This window comes from Streptomyces sp. NPDC058525, from assembly GCF_042719495.1.
Taxonomy (GTDB): Bacteria; Actinomycetota; Actinomycetes; order Streptomycetales; family Streptomycetaceae; genus Streptomyces.
On sequence record NZ_JBHXNP010000022.1, the window covers coordinates 23,932 to 38,967 of the forward strand.

The 15,036-nt window shown below is 69.0% G+C and carries 13 protein-coding genes and 1 tRNA gene; 8 read left to right on the forward strand and 6 right to left on the reverse strand.

Annotation, left to right across the window (positions count from 1 at the left end):
• The first annotated feature begins 183 nt into the window (after positions 1 to 183).
• The 6 genes from ACFWP3_RS13560 to ACFWP3_RS13585 all read left to right on the forward strand — a co-directional run bounded on the left by ACFWP3_RS13560 (position 184) and on the right by ACFWP3_RS13585 (position 6,364).
• Entirely contained in the window at positions 184 to 1,431 is a 1,248-nt protein-coding gene (locus ACFWP3_RS13560; RefSeq protein ID WP_384219864.1) for a methionine adenosyltransferase, read from the forward strand.
• Complete coding sequence (locus ACFWP3_RS13565; protein ID WP_384219866.1) at positions 1,431 to 2,354, forward strand: aminoglycoside phosphotransferase family protein; 924 nt, start codon at positions 1,431 to 1,433, stop codon at positions 2,352 to 2,354. Before ACFWP3_RS13560 ends, ACFWP3_RS13565 begins: the two co-directional genes overlap by 1 nt.
• Positions 2,351 to 3,067: a histidine phosphatase family protein gene (locus ACFWP3_RS13570; protein ID WP_384219868.1), complete on the forward strand. Its 717-nt coding sequence runs from the start codon at positions 2,351 to 2,353 to the stop codon at positions 3,065 to 3,067. The genes ACFWP3_RS13565 and ACFWP3_RS13570 overlap by 4 nt, the downstream gene beginning before the upstream one ends.
• Entirely contained in the window at positions 3,060 to 4,352 is a 1,293-nt protein-coding gene (gene serS, locus ACFWP3_RS13575) for a serine--tRNA ligase (RefSeq protein ID WP_384219870.1), read from the forward strand. The genes ACFWP3_RS13570 and serS overlap by 8 nt, the downstream gene beginning before the upstream one ends.
• On the forward strand, positions 4,353 to 5,375 hold the full coding sequence (locus tag ACFWP3_RS13580; protein ID WP_384219872.1) for a glycosyltransferase: 1,023 nt from the start codon (positions 4,353 to 4,355) through the stop codon (positions 5,373 to 5,375).
• A 185-nt stretch (positions 5,376 to 5,560) separates the two neighbouring features.
• Positions 5,561 to 6,364 carry a hypothetical protein gene (locus ACFWP3_RS13585; RefSeq protein ID WP_384219874.1) on the forward strand — a complete coding sequence of 268 codons (804 nt, stop codon included), beginning with the start codon at positions 5,561 to 5,563 and terminating at the stop codon, positions 6,362 to 6,364.
• 216 nt (positions 6,365 to 6,580) lie between these two features.
• Here the strand turns inward: ACFWP3_RS13585 and ACFWP3_RS13590 are convergent, their stop codons facing one another.
• The 5 genes from ACFWP3_RS13590 to ACFWP3_RS13610 all read right to left on the reverse strand — a co-directional run bounded on the left by ACFWP3_RS13590 (position 6,581) and on the right by ACFWP3_RS13610 (position 12,331).
• Entirely contained in the window at positions 6,581 to 8,281 is a 1,701-nt protein-coding gene (locus ACFWP3_RS13590) for a relaxase/mobilization nuclease domain-containing protein (protein WP_384219876.1), read from the reverse strand.
• Entirely contained in the window at positions 8,278 to 8,997 is a 720-nt protein-coding gene (locus tag ACFWP3_RS13595; protein ID WP_384219878.1) for a MobC family plasmid mobilization relaxosome protein, read from the reverse strand. The genes ACFWP3_RS13590 and ACFWP3_RS13595 overlap by 4 nt, the downstream gene beginning before the upstream one ends.
• A 305-nt stretch (positions 8,998 to 9,302) precedes the next feature.
• Entirely contained in the window at positions 9,303 to 10,214 is a 912-nt protein-coding gene (locus ACFWP3_RS13600; protein ID WP_384219881.1) for a DUF2637 domain-containing protein, read from the reverse strand.
• 402 nt (positions 10,215 to 10,616) lie between these two features.
• Positions 10,617 to 11,906 carry a DUF3631 domain-containing protein gene (locus tag ACFWP3_RS13605; RefSeq protein WP_384219883.1) on the reverse strand — a complete coding sequence of 430 codons (1,290 nt, stop codon included), beginning with the start codon at positions 11,904 to 11,906 and terminating at the stop codon, positions 10,617 to 10,619.
• A gap of 230 nt (positions 11,907 to 12,136) precedes the next feature.
• Positions 12,137 to 12,331 carry a hypothetical protein gene (locus ACFWP3_RS13610; RefSeq protein WP_384219887.1) on the reverse strand — a complete coding sequence of 65 codons (195 nt, stop codon included), beginning with the start codon at positions 12,329 to 12,331 and terminating at the stop codon, positions 12,137 to 12,139.
• Between the two features lie 131 nt (positions 12,332 to 12,462).
• Here ACFWP3_RS13610 and ACFWP3_RS13615 point away from each other — a divergent pair, with 131 nt between their 5' ends.
• Both ACFWP3_RS13615 and ACFWP3_RS13620 read left to right on the forward strand, forming a co-directional pair.
• A complete protein-coding gene (locus ACFWP3_RS13615; protein ID WP_384219889.1) occupies positions 12,463 to 13,131 on the forward strand; it encodes a helix-turn-helix domain-containing protein in 669 nt (222 codons plus the stop codon).
• Complete coding sequence (locus ACFWP3_RS13620) at positions 13,128 to 14,738, forward strand: tyrosine-type recombinase/integrase (RefSeq protein WP_384219891.1); 1,611 nt, start codon at positions 13,128 to 13,130, stop codon at positions 14,736 to 14,738. The genes ACFWP3_RS13615 and ACFWP3_RS13620 overlap by 4 nt, the downstream gene beginning before the upstream one ends.
• Positions 14,739 to 14,862: 124 nt before the next feature.
• Here the strand turns inward: ACFWP3_RS13620 and ACFWP3_RS13625 are convergent.
• Positions 14,863 to 14,936, reverse strand: a tRNA-Thr gene (locus ACFWP3_RS13625).
• Between the last annotated feature and the right edge of the window lie 100 nt (positions 14,937 to 15,036).

Sequence of the window (15,036 nt, forward strand, 5' to 3'; positions counted from 1 at the left end):
CTCGTGGCCGAAGTGGACCCCGGAAGGATTTTCCGGGGTGTCGCGGGGCGCCCTGGCTACTGTCGCAACAGACCGAGAACGCCGCTGAGAAATGCGAGCAACTCAACCTGCATCAAGCGGCTTTGGCTAATGACGCTCATCCGTCGCACCCGTCTTCTTCAGGCAGAGAGATCGGAGTTTGTCATGCGCAAAACCATCACGACTGAGGGCGGTTTCCTGTCCATCGAGACGGGCACCACCAAGCCCGACGCGACGACCATCGTGGAGCGGAAGGGACTCGGCCACCCCGATACCCTGGCCGACCACCTCGCCGAGCGGCTGTCCCGCGCTTACAGCCACCACACCGTCCAGCGCTTCGGCGCCGTGCTGCACCACAACTTCGACAAGCTCGCGCTCCTCGGCGGGGCCAGCGAGGTCCGCTACGGCGCTGGTGGGATGACGGCCCCGGTCCGTGTCTTGGTCAACGGGCGGGCCGCGCCCATGTGCGGAGGCGAGGCAATCCCCGTTGAGGAGATCGTCGAGGCCGAGGTCAGGGCGTTCTTTGCCGAGCGGCTCCCGGAAGTGTCGGACCACCTCGACATCACGTTCAACATCACCAGCAACTCCAGCCCCGGCGCGGTCCTCACGGGCGACGCGGTGCCGGACCGCACCCGCTGGTTCAACCCACGCTCCATCGACGACCTGCGAGAGCGTCGGGTGCGACTCTCGAACGACACCTCCCTCGGCACCGGCTGGGCCCCGGAGAACGCCTTCGAGTCGTTCGTCCGCGAGCTGGTGAACCACTTCTCCGGCGAGAGCGACTTCACCCTCTCCCACGCCTGGTGCGGCTCCGACGTCAAGCTCATGGGCTACTGGGACGGGGACCAGGCCGACATCGTCCTGTGCGTCCCGCAGAAGTCGCGCCACGTCGGCAGCCGCGCCGAGTACGTCCGCAACGCCGAGACCGTCCTGGCCGAGTGCTACCGCATGGCCGGCCTCCGCCTCCCCGGTGCACCGGCCCGCTTCAGGCTCAACGCCCGCGACGTCCCGGAGAAGGACGAGCTGTACCTGACGTACACCGGCAGCTCGATCGAGTCCGGCGACGAGGGTGTCGTCGGCCGCGGCAACCGGGTCAACGGGCTGATCACACCGCTGCGTCCGATGAACCTGGAGGGCGCCAACGGCAAGAACCCCGTCTACCACGTCGGCAAGCTGTACAACATTGCCGCCCAGCGCCTGGCCGAGCGGCTGCACGAGGCCACCGACGGGCATGCGGAGGTGCACCTGGTCAGCACCACCGGCCAGCGCCTCGACCAGCCGTGGCGGATCCTGATCCGGCTGTCCTCCCCGGACGCCGAGACCGACAAGGTCCAGGCGCTCGTGGCCGAGGCGCTGGAGGGCTTCCCCGCCCTCACCGACGAGCTGGTCTCCGACGGGATCGTGCTGAGCTGATGGCGGCGCAGACGCTCGGATATGTGCCCTCGGGGTGTCGGGAGCGGCTGCTCGCGCACTACGGTCCGTCGGTCCAGGAGTGGCTGGAGGCCGCCCCGGGCCTCTTGGCCGAGGCGGCCAAGCGGTGGGACCTCTCGCTGAGGGGCTACCACGATGCCGGGCACGCCTCTGCGGTCGCGCTCGCCGTGGCACCCGACGGGAGCCGGTTGGTTCTGAAGGCGTGGGTCGATCCCATCCGCTACCGCCACGAGATCACCGCGCTACGGATATGGGCAGGCGGCCCGACCGCGAAGGTAGCCGAGGCGGCGGATGACCTCTCGGTGGCGGCCCTGGAGCTGGTCGGCGGACGGCCCGGGGGCGCCCATCGTCCCGCACGGGCGACGCAATCGGTGGCCGACGCGATCCACAGGCTCCATGCCTTTGGCCGCCGGAGGCCCGGATCGGGCGTGCCCATGCTGACCGACTTCATGCGCGAGGTCGTTCTGCCTCGCATCCACCAACGAGCGCAGGCGCTCGACCTCGGCACCCATGACGGACTCGTACGGGAGGCGTGTCACGGGCTCGCCAGCCTGAGCCAAGCCCCCGACCGGACGACAGTCCTGCACGCGGACCTGTACGCGGAGAACGTCATCTTCGACGCGCGGCGGCAACCACGCCTGATCGATCCACACCCTGTGGAAGGTGACGCAGTCTTCGACTGGGCTTTCTGGAGCGTCTATTACGACCTCGAACGGGGGATGGCCGATCGGCTGGCCACCGCCGCTCGAATCTCCCGTATCCCCATACCGGAGATCCTGCCGTGGTGCAGGGCCCTCGCTGTCGATGGCCTCCTCTACTACAGGGAGATTCGCGACCCCGCGGAACCGAAGATCGCCGCGGTCCTGTCCGATCTGCTGGCTACTGGAGCAGGGGGTGACCGATGACGACGTACGTCCTCCGTCACGGCCAGACGAACTACAGCAAGCGCTACCTGGTCAACGGCGACCCGACCAAGCACATCCACCTCAACGAGGAAGGCCGGCACTCCCTGCGCCGCGCCTGGACCACGCTCCCCCTGCACTCGGTGGCCACGTGGCTGACCAGCGAATTCCCGAGGGCTCGCCAGACGACCTCGCTGCTGATGGGTGTCCCGTCCGCCGGGCTCGTGGTCGACCCCCGGCTGAACGAACTGGACTACGGGGAATTCGAGAGCAGCCCCTTCCTCGAATACGCCGTCTGGCTCGACACGCACGGCTCCGGCGAGCGCCCACCCGGCGCTTCCGAGTCTCAGCGCGAGGGCATCCGCCGGATGCTCGCCGGAGTGCTCGGGGCTCTGGAGCGCCCTGGGCCCCGGGTCCTCGTCGGGCACGGCCTGCTGGTTTCGGTCCTCCTCTGGTACCGCGACCGCGCGGAGGGGGAGGCCATGCCGCTGTTCCTCCCCGAGGCCCCGTACGTCGAGCCGGTCGCCATTACCGATGACGAGCTGCCCATTCTGATCACCGCACTCCTGGGCGATCTTGATTCGGGTGCGCGTAGGGAGATCACCGGCGCCAGTGACGCGGCGATATTGCGGATCAGCGAGGGGGCGACGGTTGCTAACGTCGATGGGGTATCCCCATCCCACTCGCTGGATAAAAAGGATCTTCCTCATGCATGACGCCCGCGCCCTGATTGAAATGGGTGCCGAAGCAGTTCGTCGGCTCGCTCGTCGCGGTTACTCCCTGGACCTGTCCCGGCTGGAAGACCTCCAGTCCCGGCGCAACCAGAGCATCCGCTCAGCCGACGAGCTGCGGGCGGAGGCCAAGCGGGTGGCGAGCGAGGTCCAGCAGATGGCCAAGCAGGGCGGCGACATCTCCAAGCTGAAGGAGCGCGCCCGCGAGCTGAAGGACCAGATCCGGGACATCGACACCGAGCAGGAGCAGGTACAGGAGGAGCTGAGCGAGCTGCTCCTGACCATCCCGAACCTGCCGGACGACGCGGCCCCGGACGGCGATTCCGACGAGTTCGCGGTCGAGGTCCGCCGCGTCGGCACCCCGCCGGCCTTCTCCTTCGAGCCGAAGGACCACGTCGACCTCGGCGAGAGCACCGGCATGCTCGACTTCGCCCGGGCGACGAAGCTGTCGGGCCCCCGGTTCGTCGTCTCCCGCGGGGCGGGCGCTGCCCTGGAGCGCGCCCTGGCGACGCTCTTCCTCGACATCCACACCCGCCGGCACGGATACGTCGAGCACGCGGTCCCGTACCTGGTCAGCCGCAAGACGATGACCGGCACCGGACAGCTGCCGAAGTTCGAGGAGGACCTGTTCAAGACCGGCGTAGCCGACCGTGAACTGTTCCTCATCCCGACGGCCGAGGTACCGCTGACCAACCTCTACGCCGACGAGATCATCCCGCCGGCCGACCTGCCGCTGTCCCTGACCGCGCACACTCCGTGCTTCCGGTCCGAGGCGGGCTCGTACGGTCGTGACACCCGGGGCCTGATCCGCCAGCACCAGTTCGCCAAGGTCGAGATCGTCCAGATGGTCGAGCCAGCGGACGCGGACGCCACGCTGGAGACGATGGTCGGCCACGCCGAGGCGTGCCTGAAGGAGCTCGGCCTCGCCTACCGCGTCGTCAAGCTGGCGGCCGGTGACACGGGCTTCTCCGCCCAGCTCACGTACGACATCGAGGTCTGGATCCCGAGCCAGAACACGTACCGCGAGATCTCCTCGATCTCGAACTTCGGCACCTTCCAGGCCCGCCGCGCGAACATCCGCACCCGAGGCGAGGACGGCAAGCCCAAGCTCGTCGCCACCCTCAACGGCTCCGGCCTGCCCATCGGACGCACCGTGGCCGCGCTCCTCGAACAGTGCCAGCAGCAGGACGGCTCCCTCGTTCTTCCCGAATCTCTCTTCCCGTACCTCGGCTTCCGCCGTATCTCGGCGGACGGAACACCGGAGGCATAAGTGCTCGTCGGCGTCTGCGACTTCCCTGGTAGCTACGCCTTTCCACCCGCCGGGTACGGCGGGATCGAACGATGGCTGTGGGCGGTCGCCGTAGGCGCCCGAGCCGCAGGCGCCGACGTACACCTCCTCGGGCAGGGCTGGCTCACGGACCTGGAGAACGACTGGGTCCGGAAGCCGGTCCGCCTGGAGGACATCACCGCCGGGTCGCTCGCCGAGCGCGAGCTCCGCGACACCGGGTACGACCTCTTGGTCGTGGGGCACGAGTACCCCTCGTTGCCTGCCTGGACCCGCACCTGGAACGCGCTGGACTGCGAAGTCGCCACGTTCCAGCACTCGCCGGTATTCCAGCACACTGTCACCGCCTTCGACGGCAAGCGGTCCCGCCTCTACTGCTACTCGCCCGAGATGATCGAGCGGTATGCCGACCACCAGCCGATCCCCGAGCTGGCCGTGCACCTCGGCCTCAACGAGGAGGAGCCGCCGGCTGTCGCAGGACAGGATCTGGTCTGGCTCGGCCGCATCGACGCCGAGAAGGCACCGCACCTGGCCGTACGCGCCGCTCAGATCCTCGGCCGGAAGATTCGCATCGTCGGCCCGGTCTTCGATCACGACTACGTGCAGAGCCACGGCCGCCTCTTCGGCACGGACCACGTCGACTGGGTGGGCGAACTGGGTGGTCCGGCCAAGACCGCAGCCATCCGCGATGCCTCTGTCTTCGTCTACACGTACGCCCGTACCTACGTGGAGGCTGGCGCCGCCGTCTTCGGCGAGTCCCTCCGCGCCGGTACCCCCATGGCCGCCCTCACCTGGCGCACCGGAACCTGCGCCGAAGCCGCCCTGTGCGACCAGACCGGCGCCATCACCGTGGCCGACCCCGACGGGGACGACGAGGCGGCGGCCCATCGGCTGGCACACGTCATCGAGCAGGCTGAGGACCTCGACCACAGTCAGGTCCAAGAGATCGGCCTGCGCCGCTTCGACCCCGCGCGGCACTTCTCGGCAATGGCAGCCCGATCGTGCTGACTGCAGCCAGCATAGGGGCCGGCGACGCCCTGGCCTTGCGAATACCTACCGTGCTTCGCGCGGCGTTAGGCCCCCACTGGGAGTTCACCGTCGACGGCCCCCGCATCGAGATCCAGCACCCACACCGAGGTACCCCTTACCGCCCGCCGCGTCGGCCGCCCTCGTGGAAGGAACTCCTCCACAGTTTGGAGACCGCCTTCGCCAACGTCGGCGCTTCACGCGACGACTGTCTCCCGCTCCGCTGGGGGCGCGACACAGAGCTCACCATCTCGGCAGTCCAGGCACTCGACCCGCTCCTCAAGGATGGCAAGCCTCAAACGTACCGCCGCGGGTTCCTCCCCCAGCCCGTCGTTCGCTTCACTGGCGAACGCGACGCGTCGGGTGATCTGTGCGACGGCTTCCTGACCTCCTTCGTCAACGTCTCCCACATCCAGCCCGTAGAGCGTCTTGACGAGTACGGGGCCATTCTCGACGGCTGGTTTTCCGTACTCTCCCAACTCGGGTTCCACGCGCGCCACGTGAGCGTCCACGGGACTCTCACCCCGTGGCGCCGACGCGAGGTCGCAGGCATCACGCTGCACTTCCGCCACCTCGGCCTCAGCATTGGCGACATCGTCCTCCTGTGGAACGTCGGTGATCCGACCCGCATGGCAGTAGACCTCGGCACCGGTCTGGAACGCCTCGCCTGGGCGCGCACCCAGCAACACTGGCACGACCTGATTTACGGGCGCTTCGCTGACGCGGCACCTCCATGGATGCTGGATGCCATCCGCACTGCCACGCTCCTCCTTGGCCACGGAATCAATCCCGCGCCTCGCGGGGCTGGGGGCGTCACACGACGGGTCATTGGCACGATTGACCCTGATGTTGCACAACTCGGCGTCAGCGCCATCGTCCGCGAAGCGTTCGCCTACTGGTCTCTCTTCAGCGTCCTGCGTGTTCCGTGGCCGACTATCGCGCGCCTCATCGAGGAAGAGCTGCGCCGGTAGACCGCGGCGCCGATGCCCGTGCCAGAAGCGCAAACACGACAACATGACCGGCGGCCGGGATGACATCCCGGCCGCTGGTCGTGGCCCGTGCACGTGGCCTTGCCCCTCCCCTGCGCTCAGTTCTCGTGCGGGAGGAAGCCGTCGGCGCCCGCAGAAACGATGGCGCCCAGCCGGTCGTATTCGATGAGGTCCTCGTCGGTCATGAAGGCGGCAAGCTCAGCGTCGTGGGCGGTTCGGCGGGGCTGCGGGCGCGGTGGGCGGCTGCGTGCTTTGTCCCGGCTGGCCGGTCCACGATGCCGTTGTGCGTCGGCGGGCTGCTTCGGCACGGGGGTTGGGGCTGGGGTTGCGGCCGGTGTGCTGGAGGCGGGTGATCAGGACACGGGCTGGTTGGCGGGCTGTGCTCAGTTCGCGCTGGGCTGCGGCCTCCTTCAGGAGCTGGTGGGGTTGGTGGCCTCGGGCCTCCGCGTCGGCCAGGAGCGCGGCGAGGGCGGGCCAGCTGGGGTCGGTGAGGATCCGGTCGGCCTGGTCGGGGACGGAGGCGCGTACGTCATGGGCGAGCGTGCGCTGGGCTCCCTCCTTCGGTTGACGCTGCTCGAGTACGACGAGCGTGGGGGTGAGGGCCTGGTCGGCAGCTGCCTGTAGGTGGTGGAGGGCTTGGCGGGCGGCGTCGGCTTGGTGGGCGTGGCCCTTGGCATCGTGCCAGCGGTTGGCGATGATTCCGGCCCACAGGAGGGCTGCGATGAGGGCGGCGAGGGCGCTGCCGTCGGGGCCGGTGGCGGTGTGGACGATGTCGCGAGCCGCCATGCGGATGGCGTGGGCAGCGCGGTCTTCCGCCCGGATCTGCGAGCGCTGGGCGCGTGCGAACGACTTTGATGCGGCCTGGAGTTCGGCGCGGAGGTGGGTCGGGGCTTTCTGGGCAGTGGCTTCGAGGAGTTCACCGAAGGCGGTGATGTGTGCCTGGGCGTGGGTGTCGTCGGTGAGGTCAGTGCGGAAGGTGTCGAGGGCTTCGGTGGCCTGGTGCCAGTTGGTGGCGGGCCGGTTGCGGCGGGCGGTGGGGTGTTCCTCGGGCTGGCCGGCTTCGAGGCGGCCCCGGAGTTTGGGGAGGGTGAGGTCGGGGGCGATCTTTCCGCCGGGGTGGAAGATCTGTTCGCCGTCCTTGTTGAGGTCGCCGGGGCGGCCGGCGGCGTAGCCGAGGAGGTCTCCGGACGGTCCGCGGCGGGCCTTGACCGCGATGCCGTCGGCTTCGAGGTAGGCGAGGAGCTCCGCGGCGGTGCTGGCGTGGGGGATGGCGGCGCGGATGCGGTTCTGGAGCCATTCGCGGCTGGTCTGCTCCCAGCCAAGGCGTTGGGCCTTGTGCATCTCGGCCTGGGTGGGGGCGCGGGTTCCGGTGCGGTCGCCCTTCTTCAGGCAGCGCAGGCCGTAGTCCTTCTCGATCTGGCGGCATGCGTCGCCGACGCGGATGCCGCTGTCGTGGAGCTTGGGGCGGCGGCCGTCCTCGCGGACGGTGGTGGCGAGGATGTGGATGTGGTCGTCGGCATGCCGTACGGCGATCCAGCGGCAGGCCAGGTCGTCGCCTTCGGGGGCGATGCCGGCTGCGGCGACGATGCGTTGGGCGATCTCGCCCCATTCGGCGTCGGAGAGGTGGCGGTCTTCGGGGGCTGCGCGGACGGGGCAGTGCCAGACGTGGTCGGTGATCTTCTTGCCGAACTCGCTGTTGCGGAGGCGTACGGGTTCGTCGAGGTAGCGGGCGAGCTGGGTGAGGGTGGCGTTCTCGTCGCGGCCGGGGTCGGGCATGGCGAGCATGGCGAAGCCGGCCACGATGTGCGGGTCGGTGTGCTCGTCGTGTCGGCCAGGGCCGTAGAGGTAGGCGAGTAGTCCGCGGGTGTTGGCGCCGGAGGGCTTGATGGCAGCTATCACGGCTGTCGGACCTCCTGCGGGTTGGCGGGCTCGCGCAGGGTCTCGGCGATCAGGGTGAGCAAGTCGTGGAGCTCGTCGAGGCGCTGGCGTATGTCTGGCGGGGTGAGATCACTGTTCAGGGCGCGGGCGATCTGGTTGATGTTGACGCCGATGCGGTTGCACTGGCGCAAGACCTGGGCGCGGAAGACGTGCGTGCGGCGGCGGTCCTCGGACAGGGGCAGGTTGGCGGTGAACCTGCCGTTGATGAAGGCGAGGACGATGTCGGCGGCGAAGCCGGATTCGCCCTTGTAGCCGTGCTCGGCGGCGGCCTCTTGGAGGCGGGGGCGTTCGTCGTCGGTGAAGCGCAGCGGGCCGACGCGGTCGCCGCGCTTGTTGCCGGTGAAGCGGCGGATCGTGGGCTGGGCGCTCTTGACCGTCGGCTCGCCGCTGGCGGCGGGCTCGGCGTTGCGTTCGGCGTGGAGGATGTCGCGCTGGGCGGCGTGGAGCGTGTCCTGGTCGTGGCCGCCCTCGGACCCGACCTCACGGTCCGGCGCCCCCTGGCGCTGGGCCGTCTCCGCCACCCCCGGGGCGGAGATCCCCGAAGGCCGACCTTGAGTCGGACTCGGGGTACTACTGGCTCCGCCAGGGGCGGTCATCCCGAACGCGGTCCGCCAACGGGCGTTCTGCTTCGAGACCAGCGAGGACGTGGAGTCGGGGTCGTTCGGGTCGAGTGTCACGGCGTGCTTCTCCGATGCGGGGGTGGGCTGACAGTGCGGGACAAACGGGGTCGGAGGGCGGGCGCCCATGGTGTTGGCACGAGTTGCGGCGCGCGGCAGCCAGAGCTGACCGGATGGCCGACTGTCCCCGAAATGCGGCGGATGGCTGCCACGGCGCAGGGAACGTGGAGCACAGCTCGCGGGCTGGGGACCGGGCCGGTGGCGAGGGGACGGGGATCGCGTGGTGATCGACGGGGACCGCGGCCGTCAGGCAGCAGCCACGGTCCCGTCCGGCCTTACCGGCGTTGACCTGCGGTGAATATCGGTCAGTGTCCGGGCGTGGTTCCGGTCAGGGCTTGCTGCTTGCGGAGATCCGCAAGCTCCCTCTTGACCTTCCCCAGGCGCTCGTTACTGATCGAGTGGCCCTCGCCCTCGATGGCCGCCCGCATCTGCTTCAGCGTCGGCTCCCCTTCCAGCCTCTCCACAATCGCGAGGAAGTCGTCCAGGTCACCGGTTGTCGGTCGCCCGACCTTCCGGGACGGGGCCGCGGGTGCGACAGCCTCGCGGGGGTCATCGTCCGGCTCCGCGGCAGTCTCGGCTGCGATGGCCCCGGGTCCCTCTGGCTCGTCGCCCATGGGTTCGGGTCGACCGTCGAAGGCGCTCCCCTCGGCCTCCGGGAGTAGGACGGAGACCGCCGTTGGACGATTGCGGTCATCCGTGCTGCGTGGGGTGGCGGGTGAGGCGACGTGCTCGTGAATCTGGCGCATGAGGACGCCGAAGGCCAGGAGAGCAGCGGCTGGGGGTACAGCCGCGACCACGTAGTCCAGCAGCGGCACCGTGGTGGTGCCCCGGGTGCCGCTGACACCCGCGACGTTGAGGGCGATGGAGCCGAGGGAACCGGTGGTGGTGAGGGCGATCGCCCACCAGTCGGTGACGCGGCGCAATCCTGCGCGGAGCATCAGGAGCTCGCCGGCGACGATGAACGCGTCCAGGGTCGCGGGCCAGGCCCACTGGCGGACGGGGGAGGCGGCCAGACCGTGGCGTCCGGCGACCTCGGCGAGGTGCGCGTACGAGAGCCAGAACGCTCCGGCGGTAAGGGCCACGATGACGGCCCCGGCCGCTGCGAGCGTGTACCGCTCAGCGGTTTGCGCGACCGTTACTTCGTTCCCGCCTCCGGACGGTGCTCCGTCACGTCTGGGCTCGTGCTTCGTGGTGGTGGGTGCGGCAAGGGTGGTCATGGGTGTGGGGATGCTCCTACGTGGCTTCGGGGGTGTGTGAGGTGTCTTAGGCGTCTTGGCCGTTGAAATCGCAGGTCAGGGCCGGTACGGGGGCGTGCCGGCCTTCCGTCTTGGCGGGGCCCTGCGGGCGTCTTGGGCGTCATGCGAGGGCGGGGTCTCCCCGCCGATTTCGGGTGCGGGCGCTATCGCCTAGCGGACGGCAACTTGTCGTCTGCCGTCTCGGGCGGCAGCCCTGTGACCTGGGGTGATACGGGCCAAGACGTTGGGGACGGGGCAAGACGGATGCGGGTACCGTCCTGGGTGGGTTCCGTCTTGGGCCCGGTTGCCGTCTTGGCCGCATGCCTGTTGACCTGCGGTGTCACGGCAGGGACGGCAAGGACGGCAACCGTGGCGGCTCGGGTGTCAGCTCTCGCTGGGCGGACCGGTGGGGCCGACGGGGTGGACAGTGGGGCAGTAGCGCCGCCAGGGATCGAGGAACTTGTGGCGCATGTAGCCCTTGCGCTGGGTTCCGTCGGCGAGCCGGACGTTGCCGGAGCGGATGCCGAACTCGCGCAGCATCGCGCCGAGGTCACGAGGCTTCAGCCCACCTCGCCCCCACTCCGCCCACGGGCCCTCCGGGTCCTGGCACAGGTAGTGCAGGAGTTCCTCGGTGGTGAGGCTGTCGACCTCGCGCTGGGCTGCGAAGACGCGGCGGATGTCGGCGAGGATCCGTGCTCCGCCGGGGTGATCCTCCTCGGCCTCGGTTTCGGCGGCGACCATCCGCGCGCACGCGGTGCGTGCGAGGGCGGGCCACTGGCCACCAGCGAGGTCGGCCACGGCGATCAGCGGCTGCCAGGTGTCGGCGGCCCGGTCTCGGACCGGCATGAGCGGCACCAGATCCATTGCCTCCGTGTGCCGAGGGAGAAGCCACACCTTGAGGCGGTCACGCAGATCGTGGAGCTTGGCGACGTCCCGCGGGACGCGGAACTCCTCGGCGCTCTCGTCGCCCCCGCGACGGCGCATGCGCAGGACGATGGACCGGTCCATGACCGTGTCGGGCAGGTTCCCGATGCCGGCGAGGGCGGCCATCGCGAAGGTGGGGAACTGGACCACTTCGTGGTTGGGCCCGGACACCCGCAGGGTGGGACGGTTGCGCTGGTGGCCCGCGTTGAGGAGGCCGCGCATCTCCTCGTTCTTCTCCGCCACTTTCACGGAGCCGAAGATCGTGTCGACCTCGTCCACTAGCAGCGTAGGCGGGACGTCGGTGATCGACCGGAAGATCGCGGCGGCGGAGGCATTCACCGTGATCAGCGGATTGTGGACGACTTCGGTGATGACGTCCAGCAGCCGCGACTTGCCGCACCGCCTGGCCGGGCCCAGCACCGCCAAGCGCGGGGCGTGCTGCCATGCGGTCTGCAGGTGAGTGGCGGCCACCCACAGCGTCACCGCCGAGAGTGCTTCATCGCTCGGCAGCATGACATAGCGGCTGATCTCTGCGCGCAGGTCGCACAGGACCTGCGCGCCCTCAGTAAGAGGGCCGACAAGAGGGGCGTCCTCCTTGGCGGGCCGGACCTCCTCCACAGGGCTCTCGGGTGCTTCGGCACCCACAGGCTGTGAATCCTGTAGGTGGGCGCCCGGCTGGCCGGGGATCGCGGTCGGCGGCCAAGTGGCCGTACCGGATACGGATTCGGTGTCAGGTATCGCAGCTTCCAAGGGGCAGCTCCTTCTCCGGTGGCCGCGGCCGTGCAGGCCTCCGGGGTTGACCGTGTGGTCGCGGATGGGGATGTTGCGGGTGCCTCCAGCGTCGGCTTGCCAGGGGCTCGCTCGTCTCTCGTGGGCACTTGGCCACGCAGGGCGACGACGAACAGTACGTACGACCCCGGGCACAGTCCAGCGTTTCTGTGTCAGCTCAGCGCAGAAGGGTCTGCTACCTTCTCTCGCCCTCAAGCGGCCAGACCCAGCAGATCCAACAGGTCGGCGGTCACCACGCGGTACGCCTTGCCCAGCCGCAGGACCTTGCACGGGTACTCGCCCCGCTTGGCCAGCTCGTATCCCTTGCTCCGCCCGAGACCCAGCGCGCGGTTGCTGGTGTCCAGGTCAATGGCAGCTGGCAGGGCCAGGACCTCCTCGCGACTCATCCCCTTCGACCCGGTTCCACTCGGGTTCTCGCGCACGCAGCGCTCCTCTCGTCACAGCCGTCGGCGAACGCGGTCCTCACGTCCGACTCCGGGCCTACGAGAAACAAGTCTGGGCGAGCTAATGTGTCTCCATGACACAACGTGGATTCGATGATGAAGACGAGGACGACCTCCCAGAGTGGGTGGACCAAGTCATGGCGACCGTGGCCAGGGAGGTGCGACGACGCAGGAAGGAGTTGGGCATGAGCGCGCAGGAGCTGGCCGATGCCTGTGAGGAGATCGGGCATCGGATCCCGCGCAATGTGATCGCCAACATGGAATCCGGCCGCCGAGCCAGCCTCCCGCTGGTCGACGTCATGGTGCTCGCGAAGGCGCTCCACACGAGTCCGATCTGCCTCATCTACCCCGTCGGCTACATCGAAAGGGTCCAAAAGCTCCCCCTGCGGGACAGCGTGCAGACCTGGGACGCCATGCGATGGTTCACCGGCGACGAACCCGATTCGCTCACCCTGGATCTCATGCTGCGCATGTTCCAGGAGCACGAGAGCGAGCAGCGGGCCCTCAGCGCCGCCGAATCCAGCGAGCAACACGAAGCCTGGAAGGCCAAATCGGCCAGCAACGCCACTCAACGCGAGGAAGCCCTCAGCGCCCAAGCCTTCTACGCCGAAAGAGCCGCTCTCGCCAAGCAACGGCTGCGCCGCGTGCGCGCCTCCATCCGCGAGGAGGGCGGCACGCCCCCGCTTCTGATGCCCCGCTTCACGAGCCCGTTCGACGACGACTACCAGGAGGAAGACATTTGAAGGGTTCTACCTACCGCCGCTGCTCCTGCCGCGACCCCAAGACCGGCAAGGAACTCGGTACTTCCTGCCCCAAGCGCAACAGCAGGAACCACTGCACCTACTCCATACGCCAGGAGCTGCCACCCCGCGAGGACGGCAGCAGACGGTCGTTCGCCCGTGGCGGGTACACCAACGCCAAGGCGGCGCAGGCTGACCTCGACCACGTGCGCGCCCTCCTGGGGCTCGTGGAGGTCGACGACCCCGAAGGCATTCAGCTGGTCGCCGAGATGCTGGCCGAGGTCAGCCGCGAGAAGCTGCCCCTGCCCGCCGTGGAGGAGACCCGGCGGCGGCTCAAGGCCGGCCAGGACCTCGTCGGAAGCCTGACCGTGGCCGAGTGGCTCGACCGGTGGCTGGCGGGCAAGCGGATCCGGAAGTCGGGCATCAGCCGCTACGAGACCGACATCCGCGTGCACCTCAAGCCGCACATCGGGCACCGTCGCCTCGACCGGCTCCGGGTCAGCCACCTGAGCGAGATGTTCACGGCCATCGCCGACGGCAACGCCGAGATCCTGGAGCAGAACGCCCAGCGGCGTGCTGCCGTAGAGGAGTTGGCGACGATCCCGTGGAAGGGGGCCGAGAACCGTGCTCGCCGGAAGGCCCTGAAGGCGGCGCTCGACGCGATGCCGGCCTTCCGCCGTGTGACCGGCCCCGCCACGCGCCAGCACGTGAAGGCCACGCTCCGCGCGTCCCTGAACGACGCGATCGGGCAGCAGATCATCACGTTCAACCCGGCGGCCCACGTCGAGATCGATCCGGTGCGCAAGCCGAAGGCGCTCGTGTGGACGGACGAGCGGGTCGCCAAGTGGGAGCAGACCGGCGAGAAGCCCTCCCCCGTGATGGTCTGGACGCCGGAACAGACAGGTGCCTTCCTCGACTTCGTCGCCGACGACCGGCTGTACGTGATGTGGCACCTGATCGCGTTCCGCGGTCTGCGGCGTGGCGAGGCGTGCGGGCAGCCTTGGTCGGAGACCAACCTCGACCGGCACTCCCTCACCGTGACTGGGCAGCTCGTCCAGGACGGCTGGGAGGTCGAGGCGTCGGAGCCGAAGACAGACAGCGGCTTCCGCGTCGTCGCTCTCGACGATGACACCGTCGGCGTCCTGGAGCGGCACCGCAAGCAGCAGGAGGCCGACCGTGCGGAGTGGGGGCCGGCCTGGGTGAACACCGGGCTCGTCTTCACCCAGGAGGACGGCTCCTGGCTGCACCCAGGGAAGGTGACCGATCTCTTCGAGCGGCTGGTGGCCGCCTCCGGGCTTCCGCCGATCCGGCTTCACGATCTGCGGCACGGAGCGGCCACGCTCATGCTGGCCGCCGACATCGACATCAAGATCGTGTCCGACACCCTCGGCCACAGCGACACCCGGATCACTCGCGACATCTACCAGAGCGTGCTCCCCCACGTCGGCAAGAGCGCCGCCGAGGCCACAGCCAAGCTGGTCCCGCTCCAACGCAAGGCGGAGCAGGAGGAGCGGGCCCGTAAGGCCGCCAAGAAGGCCAAGCGGGCCGAGAAGGCGAAGGCCAAGGGGAAGCAGAAGAGCAAGGCCAAGAAGGCCGCTAGGAAGGGCTGACGGCCCCTCCGCTCACGCATCGCTCACGCATGGGGTTTCGGGCCCCGGCCGCCACATGCGCCGACCGATCCCGGAAATAGCAAAAGCCCCAGGTCACGGCGAGTGAGTCCTGGGGCTTCTACAGAGCCGCCTTCGGGATTCGAACCCGAGACCTACGCATTACGAGTGCGTTGCTCTGGCCAACTGAGCTAAGGCGGCACCGCTGGTCAGACAAGTATTCCCTCGAAGAGGTGCTCTCATCAGCAGCGGCGCCAAGTCTACAGGGTCTCGGCGGGTGCCCTGAACCAGGTTTCGCAGG

Bases quoted from the DNA above. Each gene is read 5' to 3' on its own strand.
- ACFWP3_RS13560 (WP_384219864.1), top strand. From the start codon at position 184: ATGCGCAAAACCATCACGACTGAGGGCGGTTTCCTGTCCATCGAGACG.
- ACFWP3_RS13565 (WP_384219866.1), top strand. From the start codon at position 1,431: ATGGCGGCGCAGACGCTCGGATATGTGCCCTCGGGGTGTCGGGAGCGG.
- ACFWP3_RS13570 (WP_384219868.1), top strand. From the start codon at position 2,351: ATGACGACGTACGTCCTCCGTCACGGCCAGACGAACTACAGCAAGCGC.
- serS (WP_384219870.1), top strand. From the start codon at position 3,060: ATGCATGACGCCCGCGCCCTGATTGAAATGGGTGCCGAAGCAGTTCGT.
- ACFWP3_RS13600 (WP_384219881.1), bottom strand. From the start codon at position 10,214: ATGACCACCCTTGCCGCACCCACCACCACGAAGCACGAGCCCAGACGT.
- ACFWP3_RS13610 (WP_384219887.1), bottom strand. From the start codon at position 12,331: ATGAGTCGCGAGGAGGTCCTGGCCCTGCCAGCTGCCATTGACCTGGAC.
- ACFWP3_RS13615 (WP_384219889.1), top strand. From the start codon at position 12,463: ATGACACAACGTGGATTCGATGATGAAGACGAGGACGACCTCCCAGAG.